Below are 18,961 nucleotides of genomic sequence, written 5' to 3' on the forward strand. Positions count from 1 at the left end.
GCCTCAGTGCCCGGCCTGCAGGGCAATCGGTTGTGGATGGGCCAGGCCACCCCGGCACTTGAGAATCCGCAACTGCGCAGGATGGCCCTGCAAGGTCAGGCGCAAGGCCGCTGGCGACGGATTGTGCGCGGCCTCCAGGGGACGGTAGGCGAAGGCCAGGGTCTGGCCGCTTTCGGCCGCCACCTGCAAGCGCCGCAGGGCCCGGTCGTCGGCCTGTTGCGGCCAGCACAACACCGCGCCGCAACTGCCCGAGCGCAGGCACTGTTCAGCGGCCCACAAGGCATCGCGCTCTGCGGCCTGGATGATCGACAACTGGCGCAGATCCACCCCGGCGTTCTGCCAGGCCAGGGGGAAAGGCACGAACGGCGGCGCCACCAGGACAATGCGCTCCCCCGCCGCCGCCAGCCGCGCCAGGCTCGGCCAGAGCAATTGCAACTCGCCCAGGCCCTGGGCGGCGACAAGGATTTCCGTCAACGCCGCTTCCGGCCAGCCGCCACTGGGCAGCACCGCATCCAGGGCCGCGTGGCCGGTGGCATGCACACTGGCGGGCACGGCCGCCGGGCGACCCTTCCAGACCTGCCCGGCATTGAACAGCGAGTCCAGTGCGACCACGGCGCCCATCAGCCCTGCCTCACCAGGCCACAGAACACGCCTTCGATGAACAGCTCGTGGTCGGCCGTGACCTCGATCGGCTGGTAGGCCGGGTTGCGTGGCAGCAGGCGAATGCCCTGGCCCTTGCGCTCGAAGCGCTTGATGGTCACCTCGCCATCGAGCCGGGCGATCACCGTCTGGCCATTGCGTGCCTCGGCGCTGCGGCGTACCGCCACCAGGTCGCCGTCGAAAATGCCGTCGTCGATCATCGAGTCGCCCTGGACCCGCAACAGGTAGTCGGGCGTGCGTGAGAACAACCCCGGGTCCAGCAGCAACTGGCCGTGGATCTCGGCATCGACGCCGATCGGCGCACCGGCGGCGACCCGGCCCAACACCGGGATCTCCAGCAGCTCGGGGCGTGGCGCCTGGTTGAGCAGGCGGATACCCCGCGCCTGATGCGAGTTGACCTCGATGAAACCGGCCTCGGTCAAGGCCAGTACATGCTTGCGCGCCACGCTACGCGAGGCGAAACCGAAGGCCTCGGCGATCTCGGCAAGGCTCGGCGGCTGGCCGCGATCGGCGATGCGTTCGCGGATAAAGGTCAGGATGGCACTGCGCCGGGGAGATAAAGTCGTCATGGAGTACATTTGTACTCTTCTCGGAATTTTCTGACAAGAACCGCCAATCAGTCCAGGCCACAGCTACTCAAAAAACCGCTGACATAGGCGATGAACGCCTGCACTTTGGCCGTCGCTCGACGGTGGCTGGGATAGACCGCAAGTGATGTGCGGCCCGAAGCTGTCCAGGTCGATTTCATAGCCGGCCATCAAACGTACCAGGCGCCCGTCGGCCAGATAAGGCGCGACGCTCCACAACGGGGTGTGCAACACACCGCGTCCAGCCAGGGCATTGGCCACGAACATCTTCAAGGCATTCAACTTGTCCATGATTTTTCCATTCAGGCAAAAATGTTTTTCATGAATCGTCCGTTCTACCCACTGCGGACCGCTCCTAATTTGGCGATCAGACGCAATGACAGGGAAACACTCAATGAAAAGATTGACCCCGACGCTGTTGCTTGTCGCCATGAGTTTTGCCTCCTTGGAAGCCATGGCTGCCGCCGACCTGGTGCTGTTCAACGGCCAGACTTTCAGCGCCGACCACGCTAGACCCAAGGCCCAAGCCCTGGCAGTGGAAAACGGCAAGATCCTGCAAACCGGCAGTGACCCGCAGATCAAGAACCTGATCGACAGTCATACCCGGGTCGTCGACCTGGGTGGCAAGACCCTGATGCCAGGTCTGATCGACACCCACTCCCATGCGATCTTCGGTGGCCTGGAAATGACCAGCGCCAATATGCAAGACGAAGTGGTCAGCCTCCACGAACTGGAAAAACGCTTGCGTGCCTGGCGTGACGACGGCACCGCCAAGCATGCCGATGTCCTCAGCCTCGCCGGCATAAGCTCGGCTTATTGGGCTCAGGCAGAGGCCCTGGGCCGACGATTCAACCAGGAAGAATGGGCCAGTGTGCCGGTGGTATTCACCGGCAGCGATCACCATACCGCTTGGGCCAATGACATCATGCTAAAGCGCGCCGGGGGCCCGAAAGGCGGGCGCCCCGGGATCAGCCGCGCTGCAGGATCCGGTCCATCACCCGGTCGGTCTTCAGGGCTTCGCTGGCCAGGGCCGGGTGCCAGGCCTGGCCGCGGATATGGGCGTTCATGCCCTGCACGTGATGCCACTGGATGTGCTCGGGCGTATCAATGAACAGGCTCAGGGTCTCTTCGGCTTCGAGTTGCAACGGCTGCTCGTCGAAAACCGAAAAGCTGATGCGCCCCTGGCTGCCGATGATTTCCACCCGATCCACCCGACGGTCGGCGACGAAGTTCCAGGCACCGCTGCCCAGCGCCCCACAGGCGAAACGCCAGCTGGCGCTGACCGCATCCTCGGCGGCATACAGCCCGGCCTGGCGGGTGCTGAAGCCGGCCACCTCGACGATATCGCCCAGCAGGTACTGGAACAGGTCCAGGCCATGGCTGGCCAAATCGGCGAAATAGCCGCCGCCAGCCACTTGCGGGTCGGTACGCCAGTTGGCCGCGCCGCTGCGGTCGGCCTCGGAGGCAGCCTTGCTCAGGCTCCAGTGCAGGTGCCGGACCGTACCGATGCGCCCATCCGCCAGCCATTGCCGCACCTGCGCAAAGCGCGGCAAGGAACGCCGGTAATAGGAGACGAACAGATGCAGCCCGGCCTGCTCGAAGGCCTGCTGCATGGCCAGGCTTTGCCCGGCATGCAGGGCCATGGGTTTTTCCACGCAGCAATGCTTGCCGGCAGCGGCCACTTGCAGGCTGTAGGCGTAATGGCTATCGGGGGGCGTGGCGATGTACACCGCGTCCACCTCGGGGTCGTCGATCAGGGCCTGGGCATCGGTGTACCAGCGGGCAATGCCGTGGCGCTGCGCATAGTCGCGCACCGCCTCGGCCCGGCGCCCCATCACCGCAACCAGCGCCGACCCCGGAACCTTGTAGAAGGCCGGGCCGCTCTTGCGCTCTGTGACACTGCCGCAACCGATCATGCCCCAGCGCACGGTCCGCAGCGGCTCGGCCCCGGTGTTCATTTCGACGCTTGCAGCGCGCGCAGGTCGAGCTGGCCATTGTGCAGCGGTGGGCACCAGTAGTAGCCACCGGTGATCGGCCGGCTCATGCGGTACAGGCCATCGGTGATGCCGTCTTCCAGGCCGCTCATGCGCCGCAGCTGGGCTTCGAAGGCACTGAAGGAGTGGCCGAAGGCGAGGAACATCAGGCCGCCCTTGTCACCTTCCAACCACGGCATCGAACGCCGGACGAGGAAGGCTTCAGGGGCGAAGCTTTCCTGGGCCGTGCGCTTGACGTGGGCCGAGACCGGGGCGTCGTCCAGTTCCTCGTTGTCGCTCAGGCGCCGGCCCATGATGTTGTCACGCTCTTCGGGCTGCATGGCGGCAAACCCCTTGAAATCATGCTGCCACTGCTGGATCGCGGCGAAGCTGCCACCGCGCAGCCCGGCCTCGCCAACGGCCAGAGCCGCCGTGGCTGCTGCCTCGTCCTGGGGGTTCTCGGTGCCGTCTTCGTAGCCGGTCAGGTCATGGCCGGTCTTGTGGCGGAAGGCCTCGTTCATCTGCACCAGGCGAAAGGCCGGGGCCAGCGCGGCCTCCAGTTCATTGCTGCGGTGCATCAGCTCGCCACGTTCGTCGCCATGCAACCAGATCCACAGGGCGTGCTGGGTCGAAGGGTTATCGACGCCGACCCCGGTCAGTCCGGGGAAGGCCTTCAGTCCTTGCACACGAGCCCCCAGGGCCTTGACCAGCGAGGCACCGAACCCGGCCACGGCGCTGGCGCCATCGATCCGCGCCAGCAATTGGTCGAGCGCCTGGGGCAACGCCGCGATGGACTCGAGGGCGAAAAACAGGTGGCGGGCCTGGGACGGAACGGGGGCAGCGAGGATGCCGGACTGGTAGTAACTCATGGGAACTCCTGAATGAAAGCGCGGAGTTTACCGCCGCCGCAGGCCGTGCGCGACCCGCAGGATCACCTGGATCTTACGATTGCTGAAGGGCCTGCGGCCCTTGACGCAGCCTCGCCCTGGCTCGACAGCGGCTACACCGGATTCGCGTAGCCGCTGCCGCAGGCTGCGTACGGGCGCGCAGCGTCCACAGAAAAACGCCAAGCCTGCTCAATGCAGCGCGGCGTCTCCGCGAAAGGCGCTGGGGCTCAGGCCGGTCCAGCGCTTGAAGGCTCGGCGGAAGCTGCGCACGTCGCTGTAGCCCACCTCTTCGGTGATGCGCTCGATGGACAGCTCGGGGTTGCCCAGCAGGTTCAGGGTCCGCGCCTGGCGCACCCGTTCCAGCAGGGTCTCGAAAGTCAGGCCGTGCTCGGTCAGGCGCCGACGCAAGGTGCGCCCGCTCATGTTCAGGTCCCCCGCCACCTGCTCGATATGGCTGCCGGAGCGCAAATCCCGGGACAAGGCCCGCTCCACCGCCTGGATCAGGTCCATCTTCTGGTGCACCTGGGCGCTTTCCAGCTCCAGCAGCTTGAGGGCCTGGCGCAGCGCCACCGGATGGTGATTGGGCAACCGCGCCTGCAACCAGCGGGCCTCGATCACCATGCGCGCGTGCAGGCAACCGAAGTGCACGTTCGGTCCCAGCAACTGGGTGTAGAGCCCGGCATAGGCCGGCGCGGCATGCATGAACTCCACCCGCAGCGCCTGGAAGTCGGCGCTCAACAGGGCCCGGCCATAGATCAGCAAGCTGGCGAAGAACTCCTCGGCGGCGAAGATCTGCACCTCGCCGTAGGGCAACCGGCATTGCAGCTCGACGAAGAACTCCTCGCCCTGGCGCCCGATGTCGGCACTGACGATGGTGCCCGAGGTGTGCTGGTGGCGGATGCCCAGTTCGAAGGCGTCGCCCAGGGTCCGGCACAGGGACAGGGCATGGCCCAGCAGGCCCAGGGTGCCCAGCACGTTGCGGCTGCCGACCCACAGCCCCAGCCCTTGCTGGGGCAACGCGTCCAGGGCCCGCTCGATCATCGCCACCGCCTGGCGGTAGGAGATGCGCAGGGTCGGGTCCTGCAGGTCCTCCAGGGTGAATCCCAACCCACGGCACAGGCGCTCGGCGCTGATGCCCTTGTCGTTGGCGACATCGGCCAGGGTCTGCAGCAGGAAGGGTGAAACCAGTGCCAACTGGTCATGGGGATCGACGGCTTTGTTCATGGAGGCGATTCCGGGCCGCTTGGGCGGCTGTTCTTATTTTGTCGGGACAACACCGCTGCCAAGGCTGCACCGGCCTGGCCAAGCATATCCCTTCCCACAGGCTTTGGCGGAGGAATGTAACAAGGCATTGCAAAGTGTCCGGCAAAGTCCCCCTGAGTGGCCGCCAATACCCTGCCCCACGGGCCGGCCAGGGCTTATTTCTATGGGGCGGCCGGTGCCCCCGCCGCAGCCCTCCTACTAACAATAAGAATGAGCCCAACCATGCACCCGACCCGTCCCAGTTTTCCCCTGCGCCCAGGCCTGGCCCTGGTCCTGGCCACTTGCTGCGTGAGCGCCCAGGCCACCGAGTCCGGCGTCGACAACATAGGTCCCGGCACCGACGGTTTCTACGTCCTGCCGCTAGGGTCCGACCAGCTTCCGGACCACATGTTCTCCTTCAACCTCTACTACAACCACTACCAGGCGAAGAAGCTCGACATCAGCTCCATGGGCGGCAAGGTCCCGGGGGTCAAGATCACCTCCGACGCGATCATCCCGCGCCTGGACTACCTCAGCCCGATACGCATCTTCGGCGGGCGCCTGGGCGGCTACGCGGCCCAGCCCTACCTGCGCCAGCAAGTGGCGATGTTCGGCCAGAGCGACCGCCGCGAGAGCATGGGCGACACCACCCTGGCGCCGATCATCCTCTGGGACATGGGCCCCGACCTGACCCTGGCCGCCGCCGTGGAGGTGACCCTGCCCACGGGGGAATACGACAAGGAGCGGATGGCCAACACCAGCAACAACTTCACCACCTACAAGCCGCTGTTCTCCATGACCTGGCTGCCCACCGAGCGCACCGAGCTGTCGCTCAAGAGCACCTACAGCTTCAACAAGGAGAACCACGCCACTCACTACCGCTCCGGGCAGATCTTCCACTTCGACTACTCGGCCAGCTACCGGGTGACCGATGACCTGAGCCTGGGGCTCAACGGCTACTACCTGAAGCAGACCACCGACGACAAGCAGTTCGGCAAGACCGTGACCTTCATGGGCGAGGACGTCAGCGACGGCGTGCGCGGCCAGGTGTTCGCCATCGGCCCGGCGCTGCACCTGCGGTTTCTCAAGTACGCCAGCGCCGAGATCCGCTGGGCCAAGGAGTTCGACGTGCAGAACCGCCCCGAGGGCGACATGTTGTGGGCCAAGCTGACCATTCCTTTCGCCTTGTAAACCCGCGGGCGGCTACAGGTTTCGTGTAGCCGCTGCCGCAGGTTGCGCATGGCCCGCAGGGCCACGGCGGTCTTGGCATCGCTGAAGGTCCTGCGGACCTTGGCGCAGCCTCGCCGTGGCTCGATAGCGGCTACAGGCTTTGTGTAGCCGCGCCATGGGGGTCAGGCGTAGACCGGCCAGCGCTCGACGATGCGCCCGCCGCGCAGGGCCAGCAGGTCGCCGAACTGCAGCAGCACCGCTTCGCTCTGGTGCGGGCGCAGGAAGACATGGTCGTCCACCGCCAGGCCCACGGAACTTGAGCCGTTGACCATTTCCTGGTTGGAGCTGCGACCGAACAGGCCGTTGCTCTGCAACCCCGCCGGCGATTCGAAATCCGCCAGCCAGTGCCCGCCGTAGATGAAGAAGGTCTCGCGCTGGTTGCTGTCCCACCAGGACAACAGCCGTGACTTGTCATCCAGGGCCGGGATCCGCACCGGCCCGGTGCTCTTGAGCACCGGGGTGGCGATGAACGCCGCCGGCTGGTGCTGTTCCAGGGATGGCAGGTCGTAGTGGCTGGGCTTGAGCATCGCCGTGCCCACCGAGACCTCGGTGCTCAGGGATTCCTGCTCGTGCCGCCGATAGCTGGGGCTACCGGCAGTGTTCAGGGTCAGGCCCGCGTGCCATAGCGCCGGGTACTGCTGGCGGGTGAAATCGACGAAGCCTGTGTAGATCGCCATGACCTTGGCGAACAGGCTTTGCGGCGAGCCGAGAATCCCCGGCACGCCCATGTCGACGAACGGGTCGTACCCCATGAACCCGGCGAACTCCAGGTGCTGCGGGTGAGCGGCGATCAACGCCAGCATCCGCCCCAGGGCCGCGTTGTCCGCCACCCCGCCACGGTGCAGGCCCACATCCAGCTCGATATTGATGCGCATCCTGGTACCCAGGCCCTGGGCCAGCGCCAGGTATTGCTGCAGGCGCTCGGGAGTATCCAGCAGCCATTGCAGTTGCCGGGCCGGATCGAACGGTCCCTGGTGCTGCTGGTAGAACAATTCGGCGGCGCGCACCGGCAGCGGCTTGCCCAGGAGGATGTCGGCGTCGGCGAAGACCTGAGCATCGTGGTTGAGGAACGGCTGGTGGAACGACATCAAGCGCCGAGTCCCGGCACGCTGGGCGATATAGGCCAGCAGCCCGGGCGACGGCAGTGATTTCTCCACCAGGCGCAGTTGCTTGCCGCCGCGCTGCACCGATTGCATGACCACGTCGATGTTGTGGTCCAGGCGATCGAGGTCGATCAGCATCACCGGCTGCATCGGCCCGTTGGCCTTGAGCTCGCGATTGAGCCCGGCGAAATAGGCATCGTAGGGCGCGCCCCGCTCGCCCGGCCGCAGCCAGGCGCCGACACCCGCCAACAAGACGCCGGCACCCAGGGTGCCGGCCATGAAACGACGACGGTTCATGGTTCTGATCTCCGCTTCATGCCACCCCCAGCACCGAGGCCAGGTGGGCGTTGATGAATGTGCCGCGTGGGTCCAGCTCCTGGCGTACCTTGGCGAAAGCCTGCCATTGCGGGTACAGCGCCTGGAGGTTGCGGGCGTTGAGGCTGTGGTGCTTGCCCCAGTGTGGGCGCCCCTGGTACTTCCAGAAGATCGGCTCCACCGCGGCGAAGAAGTTGTGGTGGTCCATGCTGTAGTGCTGGTGCACCGAGATCGAGCAACTGTCGCGCCCCTCGAACATGCTCAGGGGAATGTCGTCGGCCTTGACGTAGCGGTACTCGATGGGAAACCAGGTGCGCAGGTCCTTGTCATGGATCAGCGCGAGGATCTCGCGCAGGCAGGCCGGCCCCAGGTGCGCCGGCACCGAGTACTCCATCTCGTTGAAGCGCACGCTGCGCACGTTGGCGTAGACCTGGTAGGAATCGCCCACCCGTTCGTCGAAGCTCGCCAGCCAGCGCAGGCTGTTGAGCAGGTGGCGCCGGGTATCGGGAAAATCGCTGACGTACTTGTCCAGGTTCTCGATCAGGCTGACGAACTCGTTGCCGCCCTCCTCGGCCGGATCGCGAGGCGGGGTGGCCGGGTCCGTGGTTTCGTTCAGCGCCACCGCCAGGGCGTAGTCGGAATGGGTGACCACGAGCATTTCCCAGTGCTGGTTGCTGCGGGTCAGGTGGTCCATGTCCTCCAGCAGTTCGTCGGTCTTGGCGATCCACTGCTTCTCCCGCAGGCGATAGGCCTCGCGGTTCTGCAAGCGCACCCGGGTCGTCACCCCCAGCGCCCCCAGGGACGCCCGCGCGGCATGGAACACCTCGGCGTTACGCTGGCGATCGCAGTCCAGCACCTGGCCAGCGGCGGTCACCAGTTGCAACCCGCAGACCTGGCTCGAATAGGAACCGAAGCCGACCCCGGTGCCATGGGTCGAGGTGGCAATCGCCCCGGCCAGGGTCTGGTAATCGATATCGGCCATGTTCCACAGGGCCTGCCCCACCTCCTTGAGCGCCGGCCCCATGAGCGACATCGGCGTACCGCCGGCGAACTCCGCCTGCAGGGTCTTGGGATCGTGCTCCAGCAGGCCGTTGAAATAGGCCAGGGACAGCAAGGTGCCGTCGGTGGGCACCAGGGCGCTGAAGGAGTGCCCCGAGCCCACCGGGCGGATCTTGCCCGGGGCCTTGCGGATCACCTGGACCAGCTCGTCCAGGTCCTTGGGCGCCAGGCGTGCCTCGGGCAGGCAGCTTTGCGCGCCGGACCAGTTGCGCCAGGGAATCAGCCGCGGGGCGCGGACCAGTTCGGCCATCAGCGGGTTGCTGCACAGCGCGGTGAATGCGCCGAGGGCGCCGGCCCCTTGCAACAGGCGACGGCGAGAGAGGTGCATGACCATGGAAGGTGACCTTGTATTTTTATTGGAATGAATGGCCGGACATAAAGCTGATCAGCGCCAGGAACTGCTCTTCGGAACACTGCATGCACTGGCCCATGGGCGGCATGCCCTGGTAACCGTTGATGCTGTGGTCCAGCAGGGTATCGGCGCCCTGGGCCAGCCGCGGCGCCCAGGCCTTGGCATCGCCGGCCAGCGGCGCGCCGGAAGCCGGGTTGGCATGGCACAGCTTGCAGCTGCTGTCGTAGATCCGCGCCAGATCCGGGTCGGCCGGGCTCTGGCGGGCCGCGTCAAGGCGCCCGGGCGCCGGCGGCTCGGCATCGCCGCAAGCGCCCAGGGACAAGCCCAGGGCCAGTACCAGGGCGCCGCGACAGGCCGGGGCGAGCAAGCGCCGCAACGGGGGGGAAAACGCAAGGGTGACGCTAGGCATAGGCAGTCCTCGGGGCAGCCGGGCAAAGGGTCGATCCCGGCCACGGGACCCACCTCACAGGGCAACACTAAGGCACCGGCGTCCCCGGGTTGAGGGCATTGGCGGCCAGCCAAGGGGACTTGGCCGGACAGCCGGCCAGAGCGCCCGGCCTGTGTTCGGACAGCCTGAGGCCAAGGCTTGGCGCAGGCCGCCGAGAACAGTTGCCGGGCATTCGCTGAAACGTTTAATCTCGAACCATGACCGCCTGCCGGCTGAGCGCAGAAACTGCTGAAGAACCCGGCCGTTCAGGCGTATAACAGACCGTTGAAAAACCTAGGCGAGGCAGCCAGCGCAAGGCGAAAACAGGCGAAAAAGCGCAGTTCACCCGTGGTAAATGAGCATTTTGACCGGGCTGGCGCACCAGACTGTTTTCAACGCAGCGATGGCAACGCAGGTAGTTTTTCAACGGCCTGATAAACCCAGGAACGACGAATTGCCCGTCATCCGCGCCAGAGCCATTTCCAACACGGGGTAGAGTCATGACCACAGCCAAAGTCCTCAGCAATCTGTTTCCTGCCGCCAGCGACATCCCCGAAGCCTATCGCCTGCCCGACCCGGTGGAGCAGCGCGACTACCTGGTGGATGGCCAGCTGCGCATCTGGAACGGCCCCCTGGCCCAGGTCCGCAGCCCGATCTACCTCACAGGCGCCGACGGCGACCAGCAGGTGATCCTCGGCAGTACCCCGTTGCTGGATGCCGACACCGCACTGCAGGCCCTGGACGCCGCCGTGCGCGCCTACGACCGGGGCCAGGGCGCTTGGCCAACGATGCGCGTGGCCGAGCGCATCCAGCATGTGGAAGCCTTCCTGGCGCGCATGCGCGAGCAGCGCACCGCGGTGGTCAAGCTGTTGATGTGGGAGATCGGCAAGAACCTCAAGGATTCGGAGAAAGAATTCGACCGCACCTGCGACTACATCGTCGACACCATCGGCGCGCTCAAGGAACTGGACCGGCGTTCCAGCCGCTTCGAACTGGAGCAGGACACCCTCGGCCAGATCCGCCGCGTGCCCCTGGGCGTGGCCTTGTGCATGGGGCCCTACAACTACCCGCTCAACGAGACCTTCACCACCCTGATCCCAGCGCTGATCATGGGCAACACCGTGGTGTTCAAGCCGGCCAAGCTCGGCGTGCTGCTGATCCGCCCATTGCTGGAGGCGTTCCGCGACAGCTTCCCGGCCGGGGTGATCAACGTCATCTACGGCAGCGGCCGCGAGACCGTCAGCGCCCTGATGGCCAGCGGCAAGGTGGACATCTTCGCCTTCATCGGCACCAACAAGGCCGCCAGCGACCTGAAGAAACTCCACCCCAAGCCGCACCGCCTGCGCGCGGCCCTGGGCCTGGACGCGAAGAACCCGGGGATCGTGCTGCCCGATGCCGACCTGGACAACGCCGTCAGCGAAGCCCTGACCGGCGCCTTGTCGTTCAACGGCCAGCGCTGCACCGCGTTGAAGATCCTGTTCGTCCACGAAGCGGTGGTGCAGCGCTTCATCGAGCAATTCAATGCCAAGCTGCAAAGCCTCAAGCCGGGCATGCCCTGGGAGCCCGGCGTCGCCCTGACCCCACTGCCGGAGAACACCAAGGTCGACTACCTGCAGGGCCTGGTGGCCGATGCCCAGGCCCATGGCGCGCAGGTGGTGAACCCCGATGGCGGCGTGTCCCGGGCCTCGTTCTTCTACCCGGCGGTGCTGTACCCGGTGAACCCGCAGATGCGCGTGTACCACGAGGAGCAGTTCGGCCCGGTGGTGCCCATCGTGCCCTATCGCGACCTGGAGACGGTGATCGACTACGTGCTGGAGTCGGACTTCGGCCAGCAACTGAGCCTGTTCGGCAGTGACCCGGCGCAGATCGGCAAGCTGGTGGACGCCTTCGCCAACCAGGTGGGGCGGATCAATATCAACGCCCAATGCCAGCGCGGCCCGGACACCTTCCCCTTCAACGGGCGCAAGAACTCCGCCGAGGGCACGCTATCGGTCCATGACGCGCTGCGCACCTTCTCGATCCGCACCCTGGTGGCCACCAAGTTCCAGGCGCGCAACAAGGAGCTGATCAGCGACATCATCCGCAACCGTGACTCCAGCTTCCTGACCACCGACTACATTTTCTAGCAAGGCCCGGGGGCCTGCCTGGCAGGCTCCCCCCACTCGCTGCCTTTCACCCACCACAGGAGAAACCGGTCTGGGCCCGTTCAAACACCTGCGGGGCACACGCCTGCCCTCCTGGCTGCACCATCTGCTACGGCCAGTGCTCGACCCGTACCGGCGCTATCGCCATGCGCGGCTGATCCACGCGGTGCGGGTGGTCCTCGGGCTGATCGCCACGATCCTCCTGACCACCGGCCTGAACCTGCCCCACGGCGAATGGGCTTCGGTGACCATGCTGGTGGTGATCGGCGGCCTGCAGCACCACGGTAATATCGGCAAGAAAGCCACCGAACGGGCGATCGGCACCCTGGTAGGCGCCGGGGTCGGCCTGTTGCTGATCGTGCAGCAGGCGTACTTCGGCCAGCCCTGGCTGACTTACCTGGGCATGTCGGCGGTCTGCGGTTATTTTTCCTACCACGCCATCGGCAAGGGCGGCTACACCGCGCTGCTGGCGGCGATCACCGTGTTCATCGTCGCCGGCCATGGCGACAACCAGGTCAGCGACGGCCTGTGGCGGGCGGTGGATATCCTGATCGGCATCGCCCTGGCCCTGGCGTTTTCCTTCGCCATCCCGCTGTACGCGGTGTACTCCTGGCGCTACAACCTGGCCGGCGCCCTGCGCGACTGCGCGCAGTTGTACGGACGGATCATCAAGGGCCAATCGGTGACCGACGACGAGCACCTGAGGCTGCTCGGACGGGTCAACAGCGCCATGCTGCAACTGCGCTCGCTGATGCCTTCGGTGTCCAAGGAAGTGCGGATTTCCATGACCGAGCTGGACGCCATCCAGCGCAACCTGCGCATGTGCATCAGCACCCTGGAGATCCTCGGCAATACCCGCCCCGATGCTGGCGACCGCCAGGCCATGGCGCAGATGCAACTGGGCCTCAAGGCCGAGCACCGGCAGATCCGCATGCACCTGGTGGGCATGGCCCGGGCCCTGCAGTCAGGCATTACCCAACGCCTGGAAAAACCCCTGGAGGCCAGCCCGGGCAATGCCCTGGAAGCACCGGCGCACTCGGCACCGGATGGCTACCGGCTGCTGACCCGGCAGTTGGTGACGACCCTCGCCGAGATGCGCCAGCGCCTGGCCAAGAGCGCCCGGCACTGGAAGATCTAGAACAGCTCGCTGAACGGAATGAAGCGCGCCAGATCCCCAGCCTGCAGGGTCCGCCCTTCGGGGATCTCCACCAGGCCATCGGCCCAGCAGGCACCCAGCAGCACCCCGGAGCTCTGGTTCGGATAGAGCACCGCGCGCCCCTGCTCCAGGCGCGCGCGCAGGTACTCTCGACGACTGCCGGCCCGGGCCCAGTCGAAGGCCACCGGCACCATGACGCCCAAAGGCTCGACCTCGCCCACGCCCTGGATGCGCAGCAGGTAGGCACGGGCCAGCAGGCCGAAGGTCACCAGGGCCGAGGCCGGGTTGCCCGGCAGGCCGATCACCGGCACCTGGCCGAAGTAGCCCACGGTCAACGGTTTGCCAGGCTTGATCGCCAGTTTCCAGAACAGCGGCCGGCCACTGTCGCGCAGCACCTGGCCCAGGCAGTCGGCATCGCCCGCGGACACTCCGCCCGTGGTGAGGATCAGGTCGGCCCCGTGCTGCAGTTGCTCGAGCCGTAGCCGGGTCTGCTGCGGCTGGTCCGGCAGGATCCCGGCATCGATCACCTCGCAGCCCAGGGCATCGAGCCAATGCCGGAGCAAGGTGCGGTTGCTGTTGTAGATGCAGCCTTCGCGCAGCGCCATGCCCGGCTCCAGCAGCTCGTCACCGGTGGACAGCAGCGCCACCCGGGGCTTGCGCACCACCGGCAACCGGGTACAGCCCTGGGCGGCGGCCACCGCCAACTCGAAGGGTCCAAGGCGCGTGCCGGCCTCGAGCAGCACCTGGCCGGCGCGGTTCTCCTGGCCCTGGGGGCGGATGTTCTGCCCCGGCTTGAGCGCCTGGGTGAAACGCACCCGACCATCATCCAGCAGCTCGACGTTCTCCTGCATCTCGACGCAGTCGGCGCCGGCGGGCACCGGGGCGCCGGTAAAGATCCGCGCGCAGGTGCCCGGCTGCAGCGGCGTACCGGGCCGGCCGGCGAACACCGTCTGCGCCACCAGCAGTGGCTGGCCGTCCCAGTGGGCAAGGTCCAGGGCATAGCCGTCCATGGCGCTGTTGGGCCAGGGCGGCAAATCCAGGGTCGCCACCAGGTCGCAGGCCAGGACCCGCTGCCGGGCCTGGTCCAGGGCCAGCTCCTGGCTCTGGTCCAGCTGCCGGGCATCGGCCATGGCCAGCAGGCTGGCTAGCGCCTCCTCTACCGGCATCAGCTTGCCCTGGCTCATCCGCGGGACTCGCAGGCCTGCACCGGCTTGAGGTGCGGGACGAAGTTGCACGGCCGGTGCCGGGCATCCAGCTGCTCGGCGAGGATGCCTTCCCAGGCGGTCCGGCAAGCGCCGGTGGAGCCCGGCAGGCAGCACACCAGGGTGCCGTTGGACAGCCCGGCCAGGGCCCGGCTCTGCACCGTGGAGGTGCCGATATCGAGGATCGAGATCGCGCGGAACAACTCGCCGAAACCATCGATGCGCTTGTCCAGCAGGCAACCCACGGCTTCCGGGGTGCTGTCGCGGCCGGTGAAGCCGGTACCACCGGTGATCAGCACCACCTGGATGCGCTCGTCGGCGATCCAGGTCGCGACCTGGGCGCGGATCTTGTACAGATCGTCCTTGAGCAGGTTGCGCTCGCTCAGGGTATGCCCGGCTTCGAGCAAGCGGCTGACCAGCAACTGCCCGGAGGTATCGGAGGCATATTCCCGGGTATCGCTGACCGTCAGCACGGCAATATTCAAAGGTACAAACAACGCATCCGCCTTCACGCTCATGTCACTCTCCGACCGCCAAGATAAAAATCATGAACCCAGGCTAAAGGCCGCAAAGCGCGGCTGTCTAATCGTTCTGGCTGACCGGATTATCGACCCGCTCTATCGTCGCCAGGCCCGTGCCAGGGCCTGATAAGCCTGATCGATCAGCCATTCGAATGTTCCGATTGGACGTCGCGGACAGACAATGAGATCGTGCACGCCATCGACCTGACATGCCCGTGACCAATGACCCCGACCCGACCTGCCATCGCCACTCCCCTGCCCTGCTCGATCCTGCTGCTGGCAGGCGGGCGCGGATTGCGCATGGGCGGCCGGGACAAGGGCCTGGTGCCCTGGCGCGGCCGGCCGCTGATTGCCCATGTGCACGACGTGGTGCGGCCCTTGAGCGACGACCTGATCATTTCCTGCAACCGCAACGCCGAGCAGTATCGGCCCTACGCCGATCAGTTGGTGGCCGATGCCCAGCAGGATTTTCCCGGCCCGCTGGCCGGTGTCCTGGCCGGCCTGGCCCAGGCCCGGCACCCCTGGCTGCTGGTGCTGGCCTGCGATGCACCATGCATCGATGGCGCCTTGATCGAGGCCCTGTGGCAAGCCCGCAGCGCTGGCGAACAACCGGTGATGGTGCAGCAGGACGGCCAATGGCAACCCATGTTCAGCCTGTTGCCGACGCGGCTGCTGGGCGATCTGCGCCAGGCCTGGGACCAGGGCGAACGCAGCCTGCTGCGGGCCCTGCGCGTACAGGGCCTGACGCCCCTGCACTGTGCTGCCGACGATCCCCGGCTGAGCAATTTCAACAGCCCTGAACTACTGTCTGAAACGCCCCCCGGCTCCCCGGCCTGAAGGCTGGCGGAACAGCCCGGGACGATCTTCGGGTCTTCCCACAGCTTGAACCTCTGCGTTAATACTGACGACGACCCTCCCACGACAGGTGCCATTGTGGACATCAAGCAACTGAAGTTTCTGATCGCGCTGGAACAGACCCGCCACTTCGGCCAGGCTGCCGCGCGCTGCCACATCACCCAGCCGACCTTGTCCATGCGCCTGCGCAACCTGGAGGACGAGCTGGACCTGATCCTGGTGACCCGGGGCCAGCGTTTCGAGGGTTTCACCGAGGCCGGCGAACGGGTGCTGGCCTGGGCCAAGACCCTGCTCGCCGCCCACGACGGGCTGTTCGCCGAAGCCGCCGCCTGCCGCGGGCAACTGGTGGGTAACCTGCGCCTGGGCCTGGTGCCCCTGAGCGGCTTCAACCCGATCGGCTACGTGCAGAAGCTGTCGGCGAGTTTTCCCGAGCTCAAGTTCAGCCTGTCGTCCGGAAGCTCCGACCGCATCATCGAGGAGATCGGCAACAACCAGCTGGACCTCGGGGTCTGCTACCTGGACCACGTCAATCCCAACTACCTGGACTTCTTCGAGATCGGCGAGACCCGGGTCGGCCTGCTGTACGACACCCGGCACTTTCATTTCGAAGGCAGCGAGATGAGCTGGGAAGATGCCGCTGAACTGCCGCTGGGCATGCTCAGCACCGGCATGCACTATCGCAAGTCCATCGACTTGAGTTTCCGCAGCCGCGGCCTCAACCCGCAGCCGATCCTGGAAAGCGATTCGACCTACCAGCTGTTCCAGGCCATCCACGAAGGCTTCTGCTGCTCGATCATGCCCCTGGACAGCGGCCTGGATTCTCCGATCGAGAACCTGGCCTTCATCAACTTGCCCGACGCCAGCGTGCTGGCGCCCCTGGGCATGGTGATGCGCAAGACCGAACCACGTTCGGCGATTGCCGAGAAGTGTTTCGCCGAAGCTCGCAAGCTGTTCGCGATCAAGGGCGAATGACCGTTTAGCGCGCCTGCGGGCGCACCAGTAGCAAGAGGTGGATGCATGGTTTGCCGGATCGAACAAGCGGATCAACAGCCCGAGGCCAACGCACCGGCCCCGGCGCCGCAAAGCGTGGCCTATCGCGAATACGGCTCGCCGCAAGAGGCCCACGCGCCCCTGGCCGCCGAGACCGCCCTGGCCATCACCTACAACGGCCTGAGCCAGGCAGTGATGATGGTGTCTCCGGGCAACCTGGAGGATTTCATCCGTGGCTTCAGCATCACCAACGATATCGTCACCGGCCTGGACGAGATCTACGACATCCGCCTGAGCCATTTCCCCCAGGCCTGCCAGGCCGACGTGCAGATTTCCAGCCGGGCCTTCTGGGCCCTCAAGGACCATCGCCGGCAACTGGCCGGGACCAGCGGCTGCGGCTTGTGCGGGGTCGAGGCCCTGGAGCAGGCCCTGCCGCAGCTACAGGTGCTGGAACCGACGCCACTGCCGCCGGTGGAACACCTGCAGGGCCTGCGCGAGCGCATCGAGCAAGCCCAGCTTATGGGTCGCAGCAGCGGCGCCCTGCATGCGGCGCTGTACTTCGATGAACAGGGAGAGGTGCGCCTGTGCCAGGAAGACATCGGCCGCCATAACGCCCTGGACAAGCTGATCGGCGCCCTGCTCCATGCCGGGATCGATACGCGCCTGGGCTTTACCGTGGTCACCAGCCGCTGCAGCCTGGAGCTGATCCACAAGGCCGTGCGGGCACGCCTGGGCACCCTGGTCAGCCTCTCGGCGCCCACCGCCCTGACCGTGCAGTGGGCCAACAAGCACCACCTCAACCTGATCCACGTCCCCCACCGCAGCCCGCCACGGATCTACAGCCCGGTGTGATCGCTGGGCATTCCTGTAACGCGAGAAGTTGCTCGCACTGCAAGGCGCAGCCTTGCCATCCGCTTGGGCAGGCGCTCGATCAGGTATAGCGAGGATTCGGGTTTACGGCTTGCGCTGCCGGGCGGCAGCGAGCGCTCTCGCCACCCAAAGTCGGTTCCAGATCTACCGCAGGTGATCAGGGTTGCTACCAGCGACTGGCGGCCTGCTGGTCGCTCGCACGGCCTTCGACCCAATGTTCGCCGCTGTCGGTGACTTCGCGCTTCCAGAACGGCGCGCGGGTCTTCAGGTAATCCATGATGAAGTCACAGGCCTCGAAGGCGGCCTGGCGATGGGCGCTGGCCACACCGACGAAGACGATGGGCTCGCCAACCCGCAGCAGTCCGACCCGATGCACCAGCTCGACCCGCAGCAGCGGCCAGCGCTGCTCGGCCTGTGCCACGATGCCTCGCAAGGAGCGCTCGGTCATGCCCGGGTAATGCTCGAGGAACAGGCTCTGCACCGCCTGCCCCAGGTTCAAGTCGCGGACGTAGCCGACGAAGGTCACCACCGCCCCCACCGCCGGATCGCCAGCCTGCAGGGCGGTATTCAAGGCATCGAGGCTGAAGGCCTGTTGCTGGACCTGGACACCCATGCCTCAGCCCCCCGTCACTTGCGGAAAGAAGGCGATCTCGTCGAAGTCCTCGATGGGCGCGTCGAGCTTGCACAGGTCCTGGTTCAGCGCGCACATCAGGCTGTTCTCCCCCAGTACCCGAGCCCAGTTTTCGTCCCGGGCCATGAGCAACCGGCGCACATCGCCGACCGTGCGCAGCTCGGCATGCAGCGCCAGCTTCTCGCCGCCGCTGCCCAGCTGTTCGCGGTAGCGGGCAAAGTAGTTGATGAGGATCATGGCTGTTCTCCTGCGATGAATGAGCCGGACTTGCCGCCGTGCTTCTCCAGTAGCCGCACGCCCTCGATGACCATGCCGCGATCCACCGCCTTGCACATGTCGTAGACAGTCAGGGCGGCGACGCTGGCGGCGGTCATCGCTTCCAGCTCGACCCCGGTGGCACCGTTGAGGCGGCAACGGGTGGTGATTCGCACCCGGTCCGGCGGCGCCGCGGCGAGCTCGACGCTGACCCTGGTGAGCAGCAAGGGGTGGCACAGGGGGATCAGCTCGTGGGCCTTCTTCGCCGCCATGATCCCGGCGATCCGAGCCACGGCGAACACGTCGCCCTTGGGATGGCCGTTGTCCTCCAGCAATTGCAGGGTGGCCGGGTGCATCCGCACCCAGGCCTCGGCCAGGGCCTCACGGTCAGTGGCGGGCTTGGCGGTGACATCCACCATGTTGGCCCGGCCCTGGGCGTCCAGGTGGGTCAACGCGGGACTGGCGACAGCGTCGTTCATGTTCAACCTCAGGCAAGGGAAAG

At 66.2% G+C, this 18,961-nt stretch carries 19 protein-coding genes and 2 pseudogenes; 7 read left to right on the forward strand and 14 right to left on the reverse strand.

The window, feature by feature from the left end; genetic code table 11:
- Nucleotides 1-3 precede the first annotated feature (3 nt).
- The 3 genes and pseudogenes from imuA to C4K40_RS19460 form a co-directional block, all read right to left on the reverse strand.
- On the reverse strand, nt 4-621 hold the full coding sequence (gene imuA, locus C4K40_RS19450) for a translesion DNA synthesis-associated protein ImuA (protein WP_053131221.1): 618 nt from the start codon (nt 619-621) through the stop codon (nt 4-6).
- Nucleotides 621-1,238, reverse strand: coding sequence for a transcriptional repressor LexA (gene lexA, locus C4K40_RS19455; RefSeq protein WP_053131223.1), 618 nt, complete (start codon nt 1,236-1,238; stop codon nt 621-623). The genes imuA and lexA overlap by 1 nt, the downstream gene beginning before the upstream one ends.
- A 38-nt stretch (nt 1,239-1,276) precedes the next feature.
- Nucleotides 1,277-1,514, reverse strand: a pseudogene (locus C4K40_RS19460) (LysR substrate-binding domain-containing protein); the annotation flags it as partial.
- 127 nt (nt 1,515-1,641) lie between these two features.
- Between C4K40_RS19460 and C4K40_RS19465 the strand changes: the two are divergent.
- Nucleotides 1,642-2,190 (forward strand): annotated as a pseudogene (locus C4K40_RS19465) (amidohydrolase family protein); the annotation flags it as partial.
- 25 nt (nt 2,191-2,215) lie between these two features.
- Here C4K40_RS19465 and C4K40_RS19470 read toward each other — a convergent pair.
- The 3 genes from C4K40_RS19470 to C4K40_RS19480 form a co-directional block, all read right to left on the reverse strand.
- Nucleotides 2,216-3,184, reverse strand: a complete 969-nt coding sequence (locus tag C4K40_RS19470) for a Gfo/Idh/MocA family protein (protein ID WP_172681630.1) — start codon at nt 3,182-3,184, stop codon at nt 2,216-2,218.
- A 17-nt stretch (nt 3,185-3,201) separates the two neighbouring features.
- On the reverse strand, nt 3,202-4,089 hold the full coding sequence (locus tag C4K40_RS19475) for a Dyp-type peroxidase (protein WP_022639441.1): 888 nt from the start codon (nt 4,087-4,089) through the stop codon (nt 3,202-3,204).
- 207 nt (nt 4,090-4,296) lie between these two features.
- Nucleotides 4,297-5,331 carry an AraC family transcriptional regulator gene (locus C4K40_RS19480; protein WP_022639442.1) on the reverse strand — a complete coding sequence of 345 codons (1,035 nt, stop codon included), beginning with the start codon at nt 5,329-5,331 and terminating at the stop codon, nt 4,297-4,299.
- 261 nt (nt 5,332-5,592) lie between these two features.
- Here C4K40_RS19480 and C4K40_RS19485 point away from each other — a divergent pair, with 261 nt between their 5' ends.
- The gene (locus C4K40_RS19485) at nt 5,593-6,540 is read left to right on the forward strand and encodes a transporter (RefSeq protein WP_053131229.1); all 948 of its coding nucleotides are present in this window, start codon (nt 5,593-5,595) and stop codon (nt 6,538-6,540) included.
- Nucleotides 6,541-6,701: 161 nt separating this feature from the next.
- On the opposite strand, the gene C4K40_RS19490 is transcribed toward C4K40_RS19485, so the two are convergent.
- From C4K40_RS19490 to C4K40_RS19500, 3 genes are all read right to left on the reverse strand, one after another.
- Nucleotides 6,702-7,910 (reverse strand): DSD1 family PLP-dependent enzyme, encoded by a 1,209-nt coding sequence (locus C4K40_RS19490; RefSeq protein ID WP_162165115.1) that lies wholly within the window; start codon nt 7,908-7,910, stop codon nt 6,702-6,704.
- A gap of 85 nt (nt 7,911-7,995) precedes the next feature.
- Nucleotides 7,996-9,306 (reverse strand): D-arabinono-1,4-lactone oxidase, encoded by a 1,311-nt coding sequence (locus C4K40_RS19495; protein ID WP_371263423.1) that lies wholly within the window; start codon nt 9,304-9,306, stop codon nt 7,996-7,998.
- Between the two features lie 103 nt (nt 9,307-9,409).
- The gene (locus C4K40_RS19500; protein ID WP_053131236.1) at nt 9,410-9,817 is read right to left on the reverse strand and encodes a cytochrome c5 family protein; all 408 of its coding nucleotides are present in this window, start codon (nt 9,815-9,817) and stop codon (nt 9,410-9,412) included.
- Between the two features lie 518 nt (nt 9,818-10,335).
- On the opposite strand from C4K40_RS19500, the gene C4K40_RS19505 reads away from it, so the two are divergent.
- Together C4K40_RS19505 and C4K40_RS19510 are read left to right on the forward strand one after the other, a co-directional pair.
- Nucleotides 10,336-11,961 carry an NADP-dependent glyceraldehyde-3-phosphate dehydrogenase gene (locus C4K40_RS19505; RefSeq protein ID WP_053131239.1) on the forward strand — a complete coding sequence of 542 codons (1,626 nt, stop codon included), beginning with the start codon at nt 10,336-10,338 and terminating at the stop codon, nt 11,959-11,961.
- Between the two features lie 103 nt (nt 11,962-12,064).
- Complete coding sequence (locus tag C4K40_RS19510; protein ID WP_371263424.1) at nt 12,065-13,117, forward strand: FUSC family protein; 1,053 nt, start codon at nt 12,065-12,067, stop codon at nt 13,115-13,117.
- On the opposite strand, the gene glp is transcribed toward C4K40_RS19510, so the two are convergent.
- Both glp and moaB read right to left on the reverse strand, forming a co-directional pair.
- A complete protein-coding gene (gene glp, locus C4K40_RS19515; RefSeq protein WP_053131245.1) occupies nt 13,114-14,319 on the reverse strand; it encodes a gephyrin-like molybdotransferase Glp in 1,206 nt (401 codons plus the stop codon). The genes C4K40_RS19510 and glp overlap by 4 nt on opposite strands.
- The gene (gene moaB, locus C4K40_RS19520) at nt 14,316-14,855 is read right to left on the reverse strand and encodes a molybdenum cofactor biosynthesis protein B (RefSeq protein WP_053131249.1); all 540 of its coding nucleotides are present in this window, start codon (nt 14,853-14,855) and stop codon (nt 14,316-14,318) included. Before moaB ends, glp begins: the two co-directional genes overlap by 4 nt.
- A gap of 225 nt (nt 14,856-15,080) precedes the next feature.
- Here moaB and mobA point away from each other — a divergent pair, with 225 nt between their 5' ends.
- From mobA to fdhD, 3 genes are all read left to right on the forward strand, one after another.
- Nucleotides 15,081-15,695 carry a molybdenum cofactor guanylyltransferase MobA gene (gene mobA / locus C4K40_RS19525; RefSeq protein WP_022639461.1) on the forward strand — a complete coding sequence of 205 codons (615 nt, stop codon included), beginning with the start codon at nt 15,081-15,083 and terminating at the stop codon, nt 15,693-15,695.
- Between the two features lie 96 nt (nt 15,696-15,791).
- Nucleotides 15,792-16,685 (forward strand): LysR family transcriptional regulator, encoded by an 894-nt coding sequence (locus C4K40_RS19530; protein WP_053131253.1) that lies wholly within the window; start codon nt 15,792-15,794, stop codon nt 16,683-16,685.
- 45 nt (nt 16,686-16,730) lie between these two features.
- Nucleotides 16,731-17,555, forward strand: a complete 825-nt coding sequence (gene fdhD, locus C4K40_RS19535; protein ID WP_053131256.1) for a formate dehydrogenase accessory sulfurtransferase FdhD — start codon at nt 16,731-16,733, stop codon at nt 17,553-17,555.
- 184 nt (nt 17,556-17,739) lie between these two features.
- On the opposite strand, the gene moaE is transcribed toward fdhD, so the two are convergent.
- Genes moaE through moaC form a run of 3 tightly spaced genes read right to left on the reverse strand, consistent with a single transcriptional unit; the run spans nt 17,740 to nt 18,938 of the window.
- Entirely contained in the window at nt 17,740-18,186 is a 447-nt protein-coding gene (gene moaE, locus C4K40_RS19540; protein ID WP_053131259.1) for a molybdopterin synthase catalytic subunit MoaE, read from the reverse strand.
- 3 nt (nt 18,187-18,189) lie between these two features.
- Nucleotides 18,190-18,441 (reverse strand): MoaD/ThiS family protein, encoded by a 252-nt coding sequence (locus C4K40_RS19545; protein WP_022639465.1) that lies wholly within the window; start codon nt 18,439-18,441, stop codon nt 18,190-18,192.
- Complete coding sequence (gene moaC, locus C4K40_RS19550; RefSeq protein WP_053131262.1) at nt 18,438-18,938, reverse strand: cyclic pyranopterin monophosphate synthase MoaC; 501 nt, start codon at nt 18,936-18,938, stop codon at nt 18,438-18,440. The genes C4K40_RS19545 and moaC overlap by 4 nt, the downstream gene beginning before the upstream one ends.
- Nucleotides 18,939-18,961 lie beyond the last annotated feature (23 nt).

The organism is Pseudomonas sp. CMR5c (genome assembly GCF_003850545.1).
Taxonomy (GTDB): Bacteria; Pseudomonadota; Gammaproteobacteria; order Pseudomonadales; family Pseudomonadaceae; genus Aquipseudomonas; species Aquipseudomonas piscis.

Excerpts from the sequence above, each read along its gene's own strand:
- fdhD (WP_053131256.1), top strand. The coding sequence starts at position 16,731 with ATGGTTTGCCGGATCGAACAAGCGGATCAACAGCCCGAGGCCAACGCA.
- moaC (WP_053131262.1), bottom strand. The coding sequence starts at position 18,938 with ATGAACGACGCTGTCGCCAGTCCCGCGTTGACCCACCTGGACGCCCAG.
- mobA (WP_022639461.1), top strand. The coding sequence starts at position 15,081 with ATGACCCCGACCCGACCTGCCATCGCCACTCCCCTGCCCTGCTCGATC.
- glp (WP_053131245.1), bottom strand. The coding sequence starts at position 14,319 with ATGAGCCAGGGCAAGCTGATGCCGGTAGAGGAGGCGCTAGCCAGCCTG.
- lexA (WP_053131223.1), bottom strand. The coding sequence starts at position 1,238 with ATGTACTCCATGACGACTTTATCTCCCCGGCGCAGTGCCATCCTGACC.
- C4K40_RS19500 (WP_053131236.1), bottom strand. The coding sequence starts at position 9,817 with ATGCCTAGCGTCACCCTTGCGTTTTCCCCCCCGTTGCGGCGCTTGCTC.
- C4K40_RS19505 (WP_053131239.1), top strand. The coding sequence starts at position 10,336 with ATGACCACAGCCAAAGTCCTCAGCAATCTGTTTCCTGCCGCCAGCGAC.
- C4K40_RS19480 (WP_022639442.1), bottom strand. The coding sequence starts at position 5,331 with ATGAACAAAGCCGTCGATCCCCATGACCAGTTGGCACTGGTTTCACCC.
- C4K40_RS19475 (WP_022639441.1), bottom strand. The coding sequence starts at position 4,089 with ATGAGTTACTACCAGTCCGGCATCCTCGCTGCCCCCGTTCCGTCCCAG.
- C4K40_RS19485 (WP_053131229.1), top strand. The coding sequence starts at position 5,593 with ATGCACCCGACCCGTCCCAGTTTTCCCCTGCGCCCAGGCCTGGCCCTG.
- C4K40_RS19495 (WP_371263423.1), bottom strand. The coding sequence starts at position 9,306 with ATGGCCGAACTGGTCCGCGCCCCGCGGCTGATTCCCTGGCGCAACTGG.
- moaB (WP_053131249.1), bottom strand. The coding sequence starts at position 14,855 with ATGAGCGTGAAGGCGGATGCGTTGTTTGTACCTTTGAATATTGCCGTG.
- C4K40_RS19545 (WP_022639465.1), bottom strand. The coding sequence starts at position 18,441 with ATGATCCTCATCAACTACTTTGCCCGCTACCGCGAACAGCTGGGCAGC.
- moaE (WP_053131259.1), bottom strand. The coding sequence starts at position 18,186 with ATGGGTGTCCAGGTCCAGCAACAGGCCTTCAGCCTCGATGCCTTGAAT.
- imuA (WP_053131221.1), bottom strand. The coding sequence starts at position 621 with ATGGGCGCCGTGGTCGCACTGGACTCGCTGTTCAATGCCGGGCAGGTC.